This window comes from Shewanella psychrophila, assembly GCF_002005305.1.
Classification (GTDB): domain Bacteria; phylum Pseudomonadota; class Gammaproteobacteria; order Enterobacterales; family Shewanellaceae; genus Shewanella; species Shewanella psychrophila.
Window position 1 is genome coordinate 3,616,467 of the sequence record NZ_CP014782.1, and the last position, 16,306, is coordinate 3,632,772.

Genomic DNA, 16,306 nt, shown 5'->3' on the forward strand with positions numbered 1-16,306 from the left:
GAGGGAAGAGATCCTAGATGCGAGTTCCTAGGATCTATGTCCTAGGAACTAAAACCTTGCTTTAAACTTTTTCTGCCGCTACTACAGATATCTCGACTAATAAAACATCACGAGCCATTTTAGCCGCGACACAAGCACGAGCTGGGGCATGCCCCTCGGGAACCCAGGCATCCCATACCGCATTCATCTCGGCAAAGTACTGCATATCCTTGATGTAGATTCGCAGCAAGAATGTGCTCTCTGTCACTTCCCGCTTGTTCAAGAAGAGCATCAACTTTCTCCAACATGCTGGATGTCTGCTCAATGATTCCTTCGTTAGCATCTTTACATACCTGACCACACAGATAAATAGTGCCATTATGCTTAACGATACGGCTCATGCGGGTAGCAGTTTCTAAACGTTCAATTGTCATTGCAATGCCTTAAATTAAGGAGAATTCTAAAGAAGCTATCTTACCGATAAGAGCATCAAGTATCGACTATATTATAACTGAAATGATAACTAACTAAGCCGCGATGAGTATCAGCAATTAATCGATAATGCAGGTAATAAAATAAAGCTACATAGGGCTATATAAGCTCACTGATGAGTTTAATTAACCAAAAAAATTCACGCTAGCCAGCACAAATTCACTCAAAATTTTTTCAACTATACTCATTAATATTATAAGTGAGCTAAAACTGACTTTTATCGACCTACATATCTGCTCAATTCAGATGCTGAGATGACCTTGATTTAATTAATGGACTAAAGGATGGTGCATTTAGTGACTTATTCTCTTTCACGCTTAAACATCTCACCACTCGTCTTTAGGGTGATTTCCTGCTTTAGCCTGTCACAATTGCACTGCTTGCGGTTCATTTTCATAGCTCTGGCGTTAATATTTCCTCTATCAGCCTGTAAGCCCATGCCAGAAGCACCACTGCGTATTGCCAGCAATACCTGGCCCGGATATGAGCCTCTCTACCTTGCCCGTAGCCTAGGTTATTATGATGACTCTCAAGTGAACTTAATTGAAATGACATCAGCATCCGAAGTCATTCATGCATTACGCAATCACACCATAGAAGGAGCCGCATTAACTCTGGATGAAGTATTAACTGTAATGGAAGATGGTTATCAGCTGAAAGTCATCTTGGTGATGGATTTTTCCAATGGTGGTGATGTTCTACTTAGCAAGCCAGAAATCACCTCACTGACACAACTTAAGGGCAAAAACATCGCCGTGGAATACACAGCTGTTGGCGCAATTCTACTCAACGGAGCACTGAATGCGGCGCAACTCAGCGCCCGTGATGTCAACATCATCGCCTGCTCTTTCGATGAGCACCAAGTTTGCTACGCCCAGGCAGATGCTGTGGTCACCTTCGAGCCCAATAGAACCAATATTCTTGCTCTTGGCGCCAATCAGCTCTTCGATAGCAGCCAAGTACCGGGGAGGATCATCGATGTACTCGCAGTACACACTGATGTGATCGACTCTCATCCCAAGGCGCTAGAACAGCTGATTAAAGGTTATTTCCAGGCGATAGATTACTTCAACCAAAAACCTCAAACTGCTGCTGAGTTAATGAAAGCCAGATTACAGTTGACTCCAAGAGAAGTTCTACTGAGTTACCAAGGCCTACACTTGCCCAGCCTAGCCGAAAACCTAGATCTTCTCAGGGGAGAAAAATCAAAACTTGAGGAGATTGCCACCGACTTGTCCATCTTCATGCATGAACGTCGACTGCTTAGTCATAAAGTCTCAGTTGAAGCACTGGCAACGGATCGCTTCACTTTAGAAGTAAACCCATGAAGGGAATAAGAACCCTTTCTCTGAGGCTCTGGTTACCTGGGCTTATACTATTCACATTTAGTGCCTTAGGGGGATTTGTTGTTTTGCAGTCCTACAAAGATCTCGAGTCTGAGCTCGTAAATTCGAGTCTAAACTTTATCCGTAAAGATATTTCTGCTCTGCAAAGGCAGATGGAAAAACAACTCAGCAGCGATCGTCCTCTGGAAGCAGAGCAGTCACTGTCAGCTAGAGGTGTGAATACTCGTTACAAGACCTTACTATCTCTCGATGAGAGTGGAAAAATATTACACTCGACCCGGTTCGCCATTAAAGGATTAATGGCGAACTCAGCCCTGCCACTTTTTGAGATGAAACGTTTTATTCAAGTGCAGAAAAATAAACAGATGGACATCCAGATTTCTGACGATGGTCACCAAATATTTGCCTACTACCCCTTGGTTCTCGCTCGTGCAGCCAATGAGATCCGCCCCACTCGTACCGGGGCTATTTTTGTCATCTACGATCTTAGCTCAGAACAGGCACAGATATGGTCAAAAGTAAGCCTGTTTAGCATTCCCATTGGGCTGCTTTTGTTGCTCGCCATGGTGATAATAAGTCTATTTCTCGACCTGTTCGTTACCCGGCCGATCCGGCACTTAGCCACACGTTCCAAAAACCTTGCGGATGGGCAGCTAGAAGTTCGCTGTCAGATCAAAGGGCAAGGAGAAATCGCTCTGCTGGGTCAGTCTTTCAATGATATGGCCACTCAACTAGAAGAAAGGTTCGAACTGAGTAGACAAGCCGAAATTGCCACCTTGGAACAGAAACTCTTAGTCACAGATATTTTAAATTCTACCGCCGAGGCCATCTATGGTATCGATCTCAAAGGAGAATGTATCTTCGCTAACCCTACCTGCATTAAGATGCTCGGCTATAGAGATATAACTGAGCTGTTAGGCAAGGACATGCATGAGCTCATACACTATAAACATGCAGATCTGACTCCTTACCGTATTAAAGATTGTCCTATTTTCAATGTGCTGCACACAGGTAAAGGTGTCCACATCAACTCGGAGAAACTATGGCGAGCCGACGGCAGTGGGTTCACATCCGAATATTGGTCCTACCCCATAGAGCGTGAAGATAAGATAATAGGTGCCGTTGTGACTTTTCTGGATACCACAGACAGAGAAATAGCGGCGGAGGTCATACGACATCAAGCTCATTACGACACACTGACCGATCTCCCCAATCGTTTTCTAGCCTTGGAACGCTTATCTCAAATGCTAGAAGAGAGCGAACGTTCGAAGGATAATATCGCGGTCTTATTTCTCGACCTCGATGACTTCAAGAAGATCAACGACTCACTGGGACATGAAACCGGAGATAAATTACTCATAGAGTCGGCAGAGCGACTACTCAACTCGATTAGGAACGGAGATACCGTTGGCCGTTTAGGCGGAGATGAATTCATCATACTGCTACATGGACTCAAACAAGCTGCGAATGCAAGGCCCGTTGCCGAACACCTTATCAATAGTTTTAGGAAGCCATTTCTTGTAGGAGAACGTGAACTGATTTTAACTGCCAGTATTGGTATATCTATCTACCCCGATGATGGTCATAACGCCTCAGAGCTATTAAGAAATGCGGACTCGGCCATGTATCATGCCAAAGAGAAAGGCAGAAATACCTATTCCTATTTCACCAACAAAATGAACAAGGAAGTTTCTAGAAGGCTCGCCATAGAAGAGCAGATACATGGTGCTCTGGAGCGCGGTGAGTTCGAAGTTTTTTATCAGACCCAAGTTGATATCATCAACAACATAGTAATGGGAGCCGAGGCCCTGTTGAGGTGGAGTAATCCAGCACTAGGAAACATATCACCGGATGAGTTTATCCCCATTGCCGAGCAAACTGGGGTTATCATTCCTCTGGGGAAGTTTGTTTTTCTGCAAGCCATAGTCGCTACTACATTGTGGAAGAAGAAACACCTGAGCCCATTTCGAATAGCCATCAATCTCTCGCCCTGCCAGTTTAGAGATCCAGATCTAGTGTCGTTCATCATAGATAACGTCAATCAATCTAAGATGTCACCTAAAGACATTGAATTAGAGATCACCGAAGGGGTTCTACTCAGCGGTCATGACTATATTACCGAAGCGTTAGAGTCCTTGAGTAAGGCGGGATTTTCACTTGCCATGGATGACTTTGGCACTGGCTACTCGTCTCTTAACTATCTGAGAACTTATCCTTTTAATGTACTCAAAATAGATAGGAGCTTTATCAACGATATAGAGACAGGTACAGCAAACAAAGAGCTAGTATTGGCTATGATTGCCATGGCTCACGCTCTGGGAATAGAAGTCGTGGCAGAAGGAGTCGAGACAGAGGCACAATTAAACTACCTGAAAAGCATCAATTGTGATTATGCCCAAGGTTATTTCTTTAGCAAGCCAAGCCCAGTCGTCAAGCTGCTCATGTCTAGCCCTGAGCCTCAATGTGATATTAATACAATAAACACACCTTAAGCTTAATAAATGTGGTTTACCTAAATGAAAACGGCGCACTAATATTGAGTGCGCCGTCGTTAATGAAGACTAAAAATTTAATGCTAAACTATTTGTTTGGCGACTCTTCCTTCAAACCTATGCTGTCCATCCAATGATCGAAGTCCATCATATTGCCAGGTAGCACGATTTTACTGGCACTATTGCTCAAGCCGTCGAGTTGCTTAAGATATTGACCCCCTAGCTGCATACGCACCACATTCTGACCGCCGGGAGCTGAAATCACTTCGGCAATACGCACGATAGACTCGGCGGTTGCTCGAGAAATCGTTAAAATCTCCTCACCTTTACCCTCGGCCTCATTGATACGACGTTGCATCTCACCTTCAGAAAGGTTGATCATCTCAGCCTTAACACCCTCAGAGCGATTGATCTTACTCTGTTTGTCACCTTCACTCTTTGCTAACAAGGCACGGCGCGAGCGCTCAGCATTCACCTGCATCTCCATGGCTTTTTTTACTGTTTCAGGTGGAGTAATATTCTTGATCTCATATCGATGGACTCTAATGCCCCATGTGGCTCCAGCTAGATCTAACACTTCAACCACTTTGGCACTAATCACATCGCGCTCTTCGAAGGTACGATCTAGCGCTAGAGTGCCTATGACAGAACGTGTCGTCGTCTGGGCTAATTGAATCGCAGCATAGCGGTAATCTGTGACTCCATAGCTGGCCTTGACCGGATCTATCACAGAGATATAAATCACCCCATCGACCTCAACATTAACTTCGTCACTGGAAAAACACTCTTGAGGTGGCACATCTATAGTTTCCTCTTTGAGGTCATGTATATATGTCACTTTATCGATGAAGGGAATTAAGGCATGAAACCCTGCATCTAAGGTGGCGTGATATTTACCTAAACGCTCGACGATATAGGCCGATTTCGTTGGCACTAAGCGGATAGATTGAAATAATTTGATGATAAAGACGGCAAAGATAAGCCCCCAAATACCCAGCACGATAAAATCTGTATCTATTCCTGCAATCATGAGCGAACTCCTTTCACTGTATTAGTCTTTGCCGAAGAGGCGCTGACGGCATGTGTTACCTGCTCCATTCCCTCAAAAAAACCTTCTAACTTAGCCATCTCGGCTGGCACAACCGAGACATCAGCTTCCTCCAAAATCTTACCCAATTGACCGATAAACTGCTCCTTTAACTGCATATTCATCGCATCATGGCCACCATTCACGGCCAATGCCGTCGACAACATCTCCATCCCTTCCGCTTTTGCCTTGGCAACTATGCTGATCTCATAAGCCGTACCTTTAGCCTCGTTGATACGCTTCTGCTTCTGGCCCTCAGAGACATTAATCGCCTCCTGTCGTTCACCTTCAGATAAGTTTATCATCGCCGCTTTTTCGGCATTAGCTAAGGTGATCTCGGCGCGCTTACTTCGCTCGGCTTCCATCTGTTTCTCTAGGGTGTGAATAACGTGTCTCGAAGGAGTGATATTCTTTATCTCATATCTAAGTACCTTGATACCCCATGAGTCGGAGGCCTTATCTATCTCACGAACGATGGACTCATTGAGGCTATCTCGCTCAGAAAACGTCTGGCTTAAATTCAATTTACCTATCTCAGAACGCATGGTTGTCTGGGCTAAGTTAACCGCTGCTAGGCGGTAATTTTCGATGCCGTAACTGGCAAGCTTGCCATCCATTACCTTGAGATAAACCAGACCGTCAACCTCAAGCTGGGTGTTATCTTTCGAAATACAGCTCTGGGGTGGAACATCTAAGACTTGTTCACGGATCTCATGCTTATATGCGACTCTGTCGAAGAAGGGGATCAGGAAGTGAAACCCTGGTTGCAGTACGGCACGAAACTTTCCTAAACGCTCGATTACATTCACTTCGCGCATGGGGACAATTAACAATAACTTATAGAGAATAAAAAAGATAAACAGCACAAATAGGGTAAACACAAACATAGATTCCATCCTTACTTATTAATTAATCTGTTCATAAATAGATCACAGTTTATTTGGTGTATTCAGCCCCTTCATAGGGCTCTACGACAAAGGCAATATTATCTCTGCAGATGATACGCACACGAGTTCCGGCAGCTATTTCACTGCCATCACCTAATGCTGACCACTCAGTTCCTTGAAACTCGATACGGCCCTGTTTCTGCGCCGGCCCTATGGCTTCTTTCACTAACGCTATTTGGTTATAGAGCTCCAGCTCTTCATCTGTGTTAGCCACATGAACATCTCCACCGACCAATTTCTGAGTCACTTGCCTAAAACTCAACAATAAGACGATAGATGCGATGAACCACAGGGTCAACGACTGAACGATTCCATCGACGAAGCCAACAGTGAGTGCTCCAGCCACAAGCAGGCATGCACCGCCGAGTAAGATGACTATGCCACCTGGGATAATTATCTCTGCCAGCATCAAAAAAACACCCAGGCAGGCCCAAATGATAATGGGATTAGAAAACTCCATATTTCCCCCTGAAATCATGGTTTCCGTAAAAACTACTATATCAGCAGTTAACACCTTTCGCGACATAATATGTCACAAAAAAATCAATACTAAGCACTAAATCAGCCAATCATTTGATTATGTACACGATTTAACCACAAGCATAGGCTTATTCAGGTTCACAACAGGCATGTGATCCGAATCAACCACTTGATATAGTTCTTGTTTTGTATCGCTAGATAGTCATTGAGTTTGAGACAAAAAATATGAGCTGGAAATAAATCGTTGAAGCAAGCAGCAACTTTGCCTCAAGGGAGCCGACTTATATAATGCATCAGGCTCACAACAACACCAATCGAATAACCAATCTTTAATCAAGTCTGATAGCAAACTATCGGTAATTATCTCGTTTTATTCAGTGGAATCAAAAAATATGGCCTAATTATTTATTTTTGATTACTGTAACTTTTGTTAATGCTTTAACTCTAAATAAAAAACAAATTCAATCAAACGCTTAAGTTAATTATTCCACCTTAAATATTTCGAGTAGAAGTTAACTAACAAGAAAGAGTAAGTTTTTTCTATAAAACAATAAACACTTAAAATTATAAATAAAAATACACCACAGAGGTGTATAAAGAGGGTTTGAGATGAACAAGAAATGGCTTTATCTAGCAATGTTAGCGACGCCCCAAGCGGTAGCTGATGACTTAATACACTGGTGGGATGCGAGTGTGACAGCTCTATATGGTGAGGAGTACGACCTTGCTCCTTCCGATAAACTCACCACCTTTACTTTCGAGACTGCTGGCGGCTGGAAATATGGTGATTGGTTCGCGTTTCAAGATGTAACTTACTTCAATGGTTCGAATGTCGACAAAAGCAGTACGACTTATGGTGAGATCTCCACACGCCTCAGCGCAGGGAAAATCTTAGGCAAAGAAATCGGTTTTGGCCCGGTAACAGATCTTTCATTGGCCATGACCTTCGAGGAAGGCGAAGGACCGGTAAAGAGTTTCTTATACGGCCTAGGCATGGATATAAAAATCCCTTACTTCACCTACTTTACACTTAACACCTATCGTCGCCATGCTATCAGCAGTGGCAACATCAGCGACGGCTGGCAAGTCACTCCTGCATTTAGAATGGATTTTCCCGTGGGTAATTCCAATATCGTTTTCGATGGATTCATCGATTGGGTATTCGCTACAGACAACCAAGGTTATGAAGAGAATTTCCACTTCAATCCTCAACTAAAATACGATCTCGGTGCGGTCATCTTTGGCGAGCATAAGAAGAATAAGCTCTTTGTCGGTATCGAGTATGATTACTGGCAGAACAAATATGGTGTTGACGACATAGACCAGAACACCTATTCGGTGATCGCCAAATACCATTTTTAATCAAGAGAGCAGTAATAACGAAAAGGCGCCCAAAGCGCCTTTTTTACATCTGTATCACTGGATTAGTAGCTCAATTAGCTAACATGGAGTTAAACAGAGCTAATTGCAGGGAAGCTCTAATTGATTCTATTAAGCCAGTAATTTTTTCGCCGCTGCAACAACGATCGAGATGGCACTCACCTCTGTTTTCTTCATCATAGCTTCATCAGGGATCTCCTGCTGAGTACGATTAACGATAACACCCGCAACACAGGCTGCACGCCAACCTTGAGAAGCACACATGGTGAATAGTGTCGATGATTCCATCTCATAGTTCAATACGCCCAAGTCTTGCCACTCTTGCATCGAACCTTTAAATTGACGTGTCACACGACCTGAAACCGTATCGTAACGCTCTTGGCCTGGGTAGAAGGTATCAGAAGATGCGGTAATGCCGATATGCGGCTCCAAGCCAGCTTCGCGACTCGCAGCTACCATGGCGGTAGTACATTCGAAGTTAGCAACGGCAGGAAACTCCATAGGAGCGAAGTGCAAGCTTGCACCATCCAGACGGACCGATGCCTGAGTAACAATCACATCGCCAACATTAACCTGAGGCTGAATTGCGCCAGTGGTGCCGACGCGTAAGAAAGTCGTCACACCCAACTGAGCAAGCTCCTCAACTGCGATAGAGGTAGAAGGTCCACCGATACCCGTTGAACAAATAACCACTGCTTTACCGTCTATATATGCCAGGTAACTAGTATATTCACGATGGCTGGCTAGAAATGTCGCCCCTTCCATCAATTCGGCAATGCGCTTTACCCGCTCAGGATCTCCTGGCACTATCGCCAAGCTTGCTCCATCTAACATTTTTTTAGTTAAGCCTAAATGAAATACATCAGACATTGTGAAAACCCCTTTCAATTTTGATTATAAAATTCTTCTAAATTCGACTTTAACCTAGTATCGAAGCGGATAAGGTTAACTCGATCACACTTTTTCTGGCAACAGGTAAATATTTTGATGTAAGCCAGTTACAGAAAAGGTTCTTTGGTCTCTCGAGTCTAAATAGCATAGATGCCTATAAAACTCAGTAATATAGGCACACTTGCAGAGGCCTGTTGCTCAAATTAACGAATGTCAATCTAGTTGACTCAGATCACATTCATCGCTAAAAAACTGAGCTAATTTAAACTTGAACTAGGGGAAAAAAACAACAGAAAGGATATAAACTATGTTTCCGGAATACAGAGAACTAATCACTGAACTTAAGAGCAATGATGCCCACTTTCTAAAGGCCTTTAACAAACACAATGCGCTAGATCATCAGATAAAAGAACTGGAACAGCACAGCGCCTGCGATTCAAATAATCAGCTCCATGAATTAAAAAAGAGAAAACTTCATCTTAAAGAAGAAATATTCTCAATCCTGAAAAAATCTGGGTAATATAAGAATCTTCGCTAACAATGGGCCCTAAGCGCCCATTTTATTTTTCATCTATTTTATTCGGCATGCGAATAAAATAGCGGCCATCACTGCAATTATCATAACGGCCCCCCAGAGATTACTTCAACGCTTTGAGTAAGGCTTCACTCGAATCAAAAATTACCACATCGACTATTTTAAGCTTATCTAACCTGATCAATGTCGCTTTATCTTTCTCACCAGGTAGCACTTTAGTCACATCCCCTTCCCTATCAAGCCCCATGGAAAAAGGCAGATCTTTCATCTGAGGAATAGCCACGAATTTAGCAATAAGTGAGGGCATACCGCTGATATCTGCCACATACACTAAGTTATCAAGGCCTTGTTGGTTATCGGCCTGAAGCTTTTCAAGCGCTTCTTTGATGATATCGCCACCTTTCATATTACGGCTAAATAACAAGACTTCAGTAGCAGATGTTACAGTCACTTCGTGTTCAAATTGATCTTGTAGTACGATTGGTGCAACAAGTGCCCCCTCGGTGTAAACAGATGCCTGAACAAAGCCTACAAACAAGGTGCAGATGGCAAAAATAAACGCTCTCATTATTTAGATCCTAGATTAAGTCATATGAGACAACAGAATATCCTATCCCTAATCTTGTCAGTGTAACCTTAGCGCCAATTCATGATCTTGTTCACGTTGAATCTCAAGTTGCAGAATATGCCCACTAGAGTCCCAGCAAATTACTTACAATATAAGTACAAATATCAACAAATTTGGGTAACATGATCATCCAGCCTCAGCATCTAGCTTTGCAGTTATTTAAAGGACAAGTTATGAAGGAAGATCATCTGCAACAGGAAATTCAGCAACTACAAAATGTATATTCGCTGATCACCGAATTTTTAGTTCAATACAGTTTCCGCCTCGTCGGTGCACTCTTCATCTTCTTAATAGGTCTCTGGCTCGCCGCCAAAGTCTCAAACCTTGTCACCAGACAATTTGAAAAACACAACATAGATATCACCCTCAGCAGTTTCGTCAGTAACTTGGTGCGTATACTGATTATCATCATGGTAGCTATCATCTCCTTAGGAAAATTGGGGATAAGTATCACACCTATGGTTGCAGCGATAGGTGCCGCTTCTCTAGGGGCTGGTTTGGCAATACAAGGCATGCTGTCTAACTACGCGGCAGGTATCACCATCATAGTGACCAGACCTTTTGTGGTAGGCAATACCATCACAGTGAAAGAAGTGACGGGTGTAGTCAAAGATATCTTCCTTGGGATGACGGTGCTAACTAATGAAGAGGGAGAGCAGATAAATATACCCAACAAACATATAGTCGGCGAGATACTGCATAACTCCTTTGCCAACAAGTTGGTCGAAACTCAATTCAATATCAGTTATAAATCCGATCCAGAGCAAGTCACTGCACTGGCTAAAGAGATCTTAGCCGCAAGCCCTAATGTATATCAGGATAAGGGGGCTCATGTGGGTATCAATGGATTCAACAGTATAGGTATCGAAATAGGCATACGATACTGGGTGCCAACACAGACCTATTATCAAGATAAGTACCAAACCAATTTGGCTATATATAAGTCACTGAACACAGCTGGTATTGAAATCCCATGCCCGGTACGAGAAGTACACATAGAAAAGTAGCTATATATAAGGCAGTAAATGCAGCAGGCATTGAAACTCCATGGCCGGTACGAGAAGTTTACATAGAAGTTCATAGATGCAATTTTGAGCCAGCATCTACCCAGAACACCACACAGGTTAATTTGTTTTCCTTATTAATATTAAATTCAGACTTGATATTAATAAGGAGGGAAATATTACTAGAATGTATCCAAAACAAACGAACCCACATAAAAGCCAGCCAAATCAACAACCTAAGCAGAGGCTGCGCGCTCCCACCTTCTATTACATAAAATAAATAACTCAATGCCCCCCCTCCAAACTTAATTTAATCTTAAGCCAGATAAGGGTTTGAACCTAGGTATTACAAATTCGAATAATCATTATAAGATATACTCTATCGATCAAATCTGCTTTTTCCCTCAAAATGCGTCCCATACAAACAAAACACATAATGATTTTGAAATTTCCATTAGGGAGCACAAAGATGAAAAAATCACTACTAGCTATCGCACTGATGAGCGTTTTCTCATATGCAAACGCAGCAGATGTCGACAACACTTGGTACATAGGTGCCGGCGCAGGCCAGAGTAACTTCGAAGGTGTTGATGTAACAGGCGATTACCTAAGCGACGACAGCGACCTAGCTTGGAACGCTATCGTAGGTTACCAGCTAAACAAATACTTCGCCGTCGAAGCTGGCTGGCAAGATCTGGGTACTCTTGATGATGCTCACATGCGTACCGACAATGGCCAAAACATCGAAGTCGACGGTTTCACACTAGGCTTAGTTGGCACACTTCCACTTAATGAGAAGTGGTTCCTAACGGGTGAAGCGGGTGCTTATCAATACCACATCGCTCATCAAATGACTGCCGACCAATACGTCAGTGATACTGATACCGCAGCCTACTTCGGTGCAGGTGTTGGCTACAACATCACTGACTCATTGGCTATATCAGCTAAATACCGCCGTTTCGCAGGTATCGATGAGAACGCTTGGAACACAGCAAATATGGATGCACAAACTGTAGGCATTCAGATGACTTACCGTTTCGGTGTTACTCCAACACAGACTGCTGCCGTACTACCTGCAGTGATCAAAGAGACTAAGCCTGCACCGCGTCCGGAGCCTGTTTACGAGACTAAAGTTGAGAAAAACAGTGTAGCCGTACTTTTTGGTTTTGATTCGTCAGAACTAAGCAGCACAGCTCAAGCGAAACTTGACGAAGTCGTTCGTATCTCTAAGAAAAATGACAGCGATGCCATCATGCTTATCGGTCAAGCCGATAACCAAGGCGATGCAAGCTACAACCAAAAGCTTTCTGAAGCGCGTGTACAGCATGTTGAAGACTACCTGACTTCTCATGGCGTTGAAGTTAAGCAGCTAGATCATCAAGCATCTGGCGAGAAAAATGCTCACGCTAACTCGACTCAAGAGCGAGCTCTAGAACGTCGCGTAATCATCACTCTAACCAGTGAAAGCCAAGTTATTGCATCTTAGACTTGAGATGTAACTCTGGAGGCCAAGGATAGGCCTTTAGTGTGTTAGCGCGCGAATTTGTCAGAACATATGGACCCGACCACTCTAGGATTGAGTATCTGACTATAGAAAGGATTCATTATCTCTGGAAAGGAAATACCAGAGGCTAGGCAGGAAGCTAGTGCACAGGATGTGTAAACCAAAAGCAGATGGAACAAGCTATCACAGGGACGTATTACTTCATTAATGCAGGATGCATCCAGGACCCGGACGTACTGGTTTGAAGTGAAATTGATATGAACGATGAATTTGTACCAGATATGGATAACACTGTTTAATCAGGCGGGATGCCTGAGCCCAGGTAAAGGATACTTAGGCAATTAAACAAGATGGAACTTTTAAAAGGATTTAGGCTAAAAGGAAACAGCGCTCTCGCGAGTTCAGGTACAGAAAAGGACGACATATACTCGAGTATATGTACAGCGAAAACAGAAGGCGGACGCCTCTGCTGATATCGCTAAAGGAGATATCACTCTTTGAGTGAACAACTAATTTATCCCTCTTAATCAATAGTCTTGGTTAAGAAGCAAGTTTGTGACCCCTAAGGCCAAGGATGGCCTTTTTTCACGTCTTATATCTATGCTGAAAGCAACTTTTCATCTATAGTCAAACAGTTATGAGATCATACCTTAGAGCTGCTGGATGCCATTAAAAAGAAACTTCGATCTACTTAAAGAATGTGACCTAAACCTACTGATCGCCTTATCTGTGCTACTAAAAGAAGCACATGTAACCAATGCAGCAAAGGAACTTGGGTTATCTCAATCGGCCATGAGTCAGGTACTAAAACGCCTAAGATTAATGTTCGAAGATCCTCTATTGGTGAAAGGCCACAATGGCATGACACTCACCAACAAGGCTACAGCTATAGAGCAAGATCTCAAACCTTTACTCAATCGAGTCATTAGCATGCTTGAGGGAGATGAATTCGATCCAGCCACAGCACAGGGTCGAATCAGAGTCATGATGAATGACGTTATCGCTCAAGTCTGTATCGCTCGTATAATTAAAGACTTGGACAAATATGCTCCGGGCATCGAGCTTGAATATGTCACCCAAAAAACCCAAGGCTTTAAAATGCTCAGACGAGGGCACATAGATCTTATTGTCGGTTTCTATGACAATGTACCTAAACCCATAAAGAGCCAAGTTATTGCTCAATATCCCTGGCAGATGGTAACACTAGATAAGACCGCAGCTAGGTATAATGAAGGTTTACATCAAGATGACAACATCAACGATGATAGTCCATTTCAGCTTCTGAGATACTTGTATCAAGAACATAATCAGATCCATGTCATCAATGCGTTGAAGACCATCAACGCCGAAGATGCCTCATACTCACTATCATCGGGCTCTTTAAGTACTATGATACAAGCCTTGACCGCACCTAACACTGCGACCTTAGTCCCCCACTTTTCTACTGGTGTGCTAAAGGGCCGAAACACAGAAGATTTTATCTGGCTCGGAGAGCCTATCGAATTGGAACTTAAAGTGTGTTGGAACATGCAACACCGAAATAGTAAATTGCAGAAATGGTTTAGAAAGCTTATTTCATCAATTCTTGTTGAACAGTTAACCGATAAAGATGTCACTAAATGAACCACTCGGATCTAAAAATAATTCAGCGCTGCGATCTTAATTTACTGCTGAGCCTGACAGTATTAATCGAGGAACAGAGTGTTTCTAAGAGTGCCGAGCGCCTCGATATCTCCCAGCCCGCCATGAGCCAAAATTTAAAGAAGCTGCGAAATTTATTCGATGAGCCTTTATTTATCAAGCATGGTCAAGGTATTAAAGCGACGGAGAAGGCCCTAGCTTTATTACCCAATCTGCTGGAATGGCTGGAAATGAGCAGTCGGTTAATTTTACAGAAAACCTTCGATCCTCAAGAGGTGCACGGTGTCATTCGAATCGCATTTATCGATAGCATGACTTCTGAAATAGTTCCTCAGATACTCGAGATGGTGATGCAGGCGGCACCTAACGTCGAGTTAGAATTCTTACATCAGCCAAAAGACATGTTTTCCATGTTAGAGTCCGGAGAAGTTGACCTCTGCGCTGGGGGGAAAGTCGCACCACCAGCAAACATATACGGCCGTCATATCAGCAGAGAAAAATATTGTATCGCCTCTAGTTTAGACCATCCCATCAATCAGCTGAACAAACCTAGCCTAGAAGACATATTCAGCTTCGACACTGCCGAATATTCGACCTCCAGTGCAGCTGAGACACATATCAATCAGCTAGTGCAGGCTCATAACCTGACCCGTAAGGTCAGTTTCTCCAGTAGCTCTATGTTGGTGCTAAGAAATGGGTTACTGGCGGGAAAACATATCGCTTTTCTTTCCGATACCATCATCCATAATGCACATTGGCAAGATAAACTGGCCTTCATTCACCATGAACAGCTGCCAGTTATTGAGAGCGCCTTATATTGGCATGCAAGAGTTCATAAAGACCCACTCATCCAATGGTTTAAAGATTACTGCCTAACCATCACCGACTCACTCAGGTTGAGCCGTAGCCTCAGAAACTTACCTGGAAACCCACAAATAGGATCGTACAACAGCCCTAGCTAGAGACCCCGCTGCCACTCCTGTCTCAGTAGAGTCTCCTTAGGCCTGTTTATTGCGCTTTCGACTTGAGCAAGCAGGCTGCTCTTGTCCTTACCCAATATGCCTTTGAGCACCAAATAATTCGAGGCGTGATCCGAACGAAATATCGTTTTATTCAACTCCAAATGCTGTAACAAGGTTTGCATCTCACTGAACAATCCCATTGGATCGGGCAGTTGAAATAGGCCGTCATAGGACTTATCCATTCTCTGCGTGCCCAAGGGTAGCGTCACGACTAAGGTCGAAAGGAACTCCGGCTGAGCCGCATTCATCAAGCGAGCCGAGTTTATTGCATGTTGGTCTGAGAGTGCTGTTCCGCCTAAGCCATTGAGAATCATCACAGATGACTTGATCCCAGCAGCCTTTATCTTATTCAATGCCTCTAGAGAAGACGCATAGGTCTCACCTTTCTCAATACGCTTTAGCACTTCATCATCGCCACTCTCACAGCCGATATAGAACAAAGACAAGCCTAACTCCCTTAATCTAAGCAACTGTTCTGGGCTCTTGTTTTTCAAGTTTCTCGGCAAGCAGTAACTGCTTATTCTTGTGACCTGAGGCAAGTGCTCCCTGATCAGTAAACAGATCTCTTCTAATCTGGAAAAAGGCAGACTCATGGCATCACCGTCGGCCAGAAAAATACGGCTAACGCTCACTCCCCGACTGGCCACGGCCTTAATATCATCGGCGACTTTATCCAATTTCTGTGCGCGAAAACGTTTCTGTGGTGCCGTATACATGTCGCAGAAACTGCACTTATTCCAACTGCAACCATTAGTCACCTGCAAGATAAGTGACTTCCACTCAGATGGGGGACGAAACACAGGCTCGATATAATTCAGCAAGTTACCCTCTCCTAATAAACTCATACCTAATAAACTGTGAACTAGCTCTCAAGAAAG

The 16,306-nt window shown here is 43.5% G+C and carries 14 protein-coding genes and 1 pseudogene; 8 read left to right on the plus strand and 7 right to left on the minus strand.

Annotation, left to right across the window (positions count from 1 at the left end):
- Window positions 1-61: 61 nt before the first annotated feature.
- Window positions 62-413: pseudogene (locus tag sps_RS15490) on the minus strand (RidA family protein).
- A 495-nt stretch (window positions 414-908) separates the two neighbouring features.
- On the opposite strand from sps_RS15490, the gene sps_RS15495 reads away from it, so the two are divergent.
- The gene (locus sps_RS15495; RefSeq protein ID WP_169915780.1) at window positions 909-1,799 is read left to right on the plus strand and encodes an ABC transporter substrate-binding protein; all 891 of its coding nucleotides are present in this window, start codon (window positions 909-911) and stop codon (window positions 1,797-1,799) included.
- Window positions 1,800-1,882: 83 nt separating this feature from the next.
- The gene (locus sps_RS15500; RefSeq protein ID WP_169915782.1) at window positions 1,883-4,309 is read left to right on the plus strand and encodes an EAL domain-containing protein; all 2,427 of its coding nucleotides are present in this window, start codon (window positions 1,883-1,885) and stop codon (window positions 4,307-4,309) included.
- Between the two features lie 88 nt (window positions 4,310-4,397).
- Here sps_RS15500 and sps_RS15505 read toward each other — a convergent pair whose 3' ends face one another.
- The 3 genes from sps_RS15505 to sps_RS15515 are packed head-to-tail and all read right to left on the minus strand — an operon-like array spanning window position 4,398 to window position 6,803.
- Window positions 4,398-5,339, minus strand: a complete 942-nt coding sequence (locus tag sps_RS15505) for an SPFH domain-containing protein (RefSeq protein ID WP_077753349.1) — start codon at window positions 5,337-5,339, stop codon at window positions 4,398-4,400.
- Window positions 5,336-6,283, minus strand: a complete 948-nt coding sequence (locus sps_RS15510) for an SPFH domain-containing protein (RefSeq protein ID WP_077753350.1) — start codon at window positions 6,281-6,283, stop codon at window positions 5,336-5,338. The genes sps_RS15505 and sps_RS15510 overlap by 4 nt, the downstream gene beginning before the upstream one ends.
- 49 nt (window positions 6,284-6,332) lie before the next feature.
- Window positions 6,333-6,803 (minus strand): NfeD family protein, encoded by a 471-nt coding sequence (locus tag sps_RS15515; RefSeq protein ID WP_077753351.1) that lies wholly within the window; start codon window positions 6,801-6,803, stop codon window positions 6,333-6,335.
- Between the two features lie 629 nt (window positions 6,804-7,432).
- Between sps_RS15515 and sps_RS15520 the strand changes: the two genes are divergently transcribed.
- Complete coding sequence (locus tag sps_RS15520; RefSeq protein WP_077753352.1) at window positions 7,433-8,185, plus strand: outer membrane protein OmpK; 753 nt, start codon at window positions 7,433-7,435, stop codon at window positions 8,183-8,185.
- Between the two features lie 129 nt (window positions 8,186-8,314).
- On the opposite strand, the gene udp is transcribed toward sps_RS15520, so the two are convergent.
- Complete coding sequence (gene udp, locus sps_RS15525) at window positions 8,315-9,073, minus strand: uridine phosphorylase (protein ID WP_077753353.1); 759 nt, start codon at window positions 9,071-9,073, stop codon at window positions 8,315-8,317.
- A 328-nt stretch (window positions 9,074-9,401) separates the two neighbouring features.
- On the opposite strand from udp, the gene sps_RS15530 reads away from it, so the two are divergent.
- On the plus strand, window positions 9,402-9,614 hold the full coding sequence (locus sps_RS15530; RefSeq protein ID WP_077753354.1) for a YdcH family protein: 213 nt from the start codon (window positions 9,402-9,404) through the stop codon (window positions 9,612-9,614).
- A 118-nt stretch (window positions 9,615-9,732) separates the two neighbouring features.
- Here the strand turns inward: sps_RS15530 and sps_RS15535 are convergent, their stop codons facing one another.
- Window positions 9,733-10,197, minus strand: coding sequence for a hypothetical protein (locus sps_RS15535; RefSeq protein ID WP_077753355.1), 465 nt, complete (start codon window positions 10,195-10,197; stop codon window positions 9,733-9,735).
- Between the two features lie 233 nt (window positions 10,198-10,430).
- Here sps_RS15535 and sps_RS15540 point away from each other — a divergent pair, with 233 nt between their 5' ends.
- The 4 genes from sps_RS15540 to sps_RS15560 all read left to right on the plus strand — a co-directional run bounded on the left by sps_RS15540 (window position 10,431) and on the right by sps_RS15560 (window position 15,368).
- Window positions 10,431-11,264: a mechanosensitive ion channel family protein gene (locus tag sps_RS15540; RefSeq protein ID WP_077755718.1), complete on the plus strand. Its 834-nt coding sequence runs from the start codon at window positions 10,431-10,433 to the stop codon at window positions 11,262-11,264.
- Window positions 11,265-11,730: 466 nt separating this feature from the next.
- Window positions 11,731-12,747: an outer membrane beta-barrel protein gene (locus sps_RS15550; RefSeq protein WP_077753357.1), complete on the plus strand. Its 1,017-nt coding sequence runs from the start codon at window positions 11,731-11,733 to the stop codon at window positions 12,745-12,747.
- A gap of 681 nt (window positions 12,748-13,428) precedes the next feature.
- On the plus strand, window positions 13,429-14,388 hold the full coding sequence (locus sps_RS15555) for a LysR family transcriptional regulator (protein WP_077753358.1): 960 nt from the start codon (window positions 13,429-13,431) through the stop codon (window positions 14,386-14,388).
- A complete protein-coding gene (locus tag sps_RS15560; protein ID WP_077753359.1) occupies window positions 14,385-15,368 on the plus strand; it encodes a LysR family transcriptional regulator in 984 nt (327 codons plus the stop codon). The genes sps_RS15555 and sps_RS15560 overlap by 4 nt, the downstream gene beginning before the upstream one ends.
- Here sps_RS15560 and sps_RS15565 read toward each other — a convergent pair.
- Window positions 15,365-16,273 carry a radical SAM protein gene (locus tag sps_RS15565; RefSeq protein WP_077753360.1) on the minus strand — a complete coding sequence of 303 codons (909 nt, stop codon included), beginning with the start codon at window positions 16,271-16,273 and terminating at the stop codon, window positions 15,365-15,367. The genes sps_RS15560 and sps_RS15565 overlap by 4 nt on opposite strands.
- Window positions 16,274-16,306: the final 33 nt, after the last annotated feature.

Excerpts from the sequence above, each read along its gene's own strand:
- sps_RS15495 (WP_169915780.1), top strand. The coding sequence starts at position 909 with ATGCCAGAAGCACCACTGCGTATTGCCAGCAATACCTGGCCCGGATAT.
- sps_RS15505 (WP_077753349.1), bottom strand. The coding sequence starts at position 5,339 with ATGATTGCAGGAATAGATACAGATTTTATCGTGCTGGGTATTTGGGGG.
- sps_RS15510 (WP_077753350.1), bottom strand. The coding sequence starts at position 6,283 with ATGTTTGTGTTTACCCTATTTGTGCTGTTTATCTTTTTTATTCTCTAT.
- sps_RS15515 (WP_077753351.1), bottom strand. The coding sequence starts at position 6,803 with ATGGAGTTTTCTAATCCCATTATCATTTGGGCCTGCCTGGGTGTTTTT.
- sps_RS15520 (WP_077753352.1), top strand. The coding sequence starts at position 7,433 with ATGAACAAGAAATGGCTTTATCTAGCAATGTTAGCGACGCCCCAAGCG.
- udp (WP_077753353.1), bottom strand. The coding sequence starts at position 9,073 with ATGTCTGATGTATTTCATTTAGGCTTAACTAAAAAAATGTTAGATGGA.
- sps_RS15530 (WP_077753354.1), top strand. The coding sequence starts at position 9,402 with ATGTTTCCGGAATACAGAGAACTAATCACTGAACTTAAGAGCAATGAT.
- sps_RS15535 (WP_077753355.1), bottom strand. The coding sequence starts at position 10,197 with ATGAGAGCGTTTATTTTTGCCATCTGCACCTTGTTTGTAGGCTTTGTT.
- sps_RS15540 (WP_077755718.1), top strand. The coding sequence starts at position 10,431 with ATGAAGGAAGATCATCTGCAACAGGAAATTCAGCAACTACAAAATGTA.
- sps_RS15550 (WP_077753357.1), top strand. The coding sequence starts at position 11,731 with ATGAAAAAATCACTACTAGCTATCGCACTGATGAGCGTTTTCTCATAT.
- sps_RS15555 (WP_077753358.1), top strand. The coding sequence starts at position 13,429 with ATGCCATTAAAAAGAAACTTCGATCTACTTAAAGAATGTGACCTAAAC.
- sps_RS15560 (WP_077753359.1), top strand. The coding sequence starts at position 14,385 with ATGAACCACTCGGATCTAAAAATAATTCAGCGCTGCGATCTTAATTTA.
- sps_RS15565 (WP_077753360.1), bottom strand. The coding sequence starts at position 16,273 with ATGAGTTTATTAGGAGAGGGTAACTTGCTGAATTATATCGAGCCTGTG.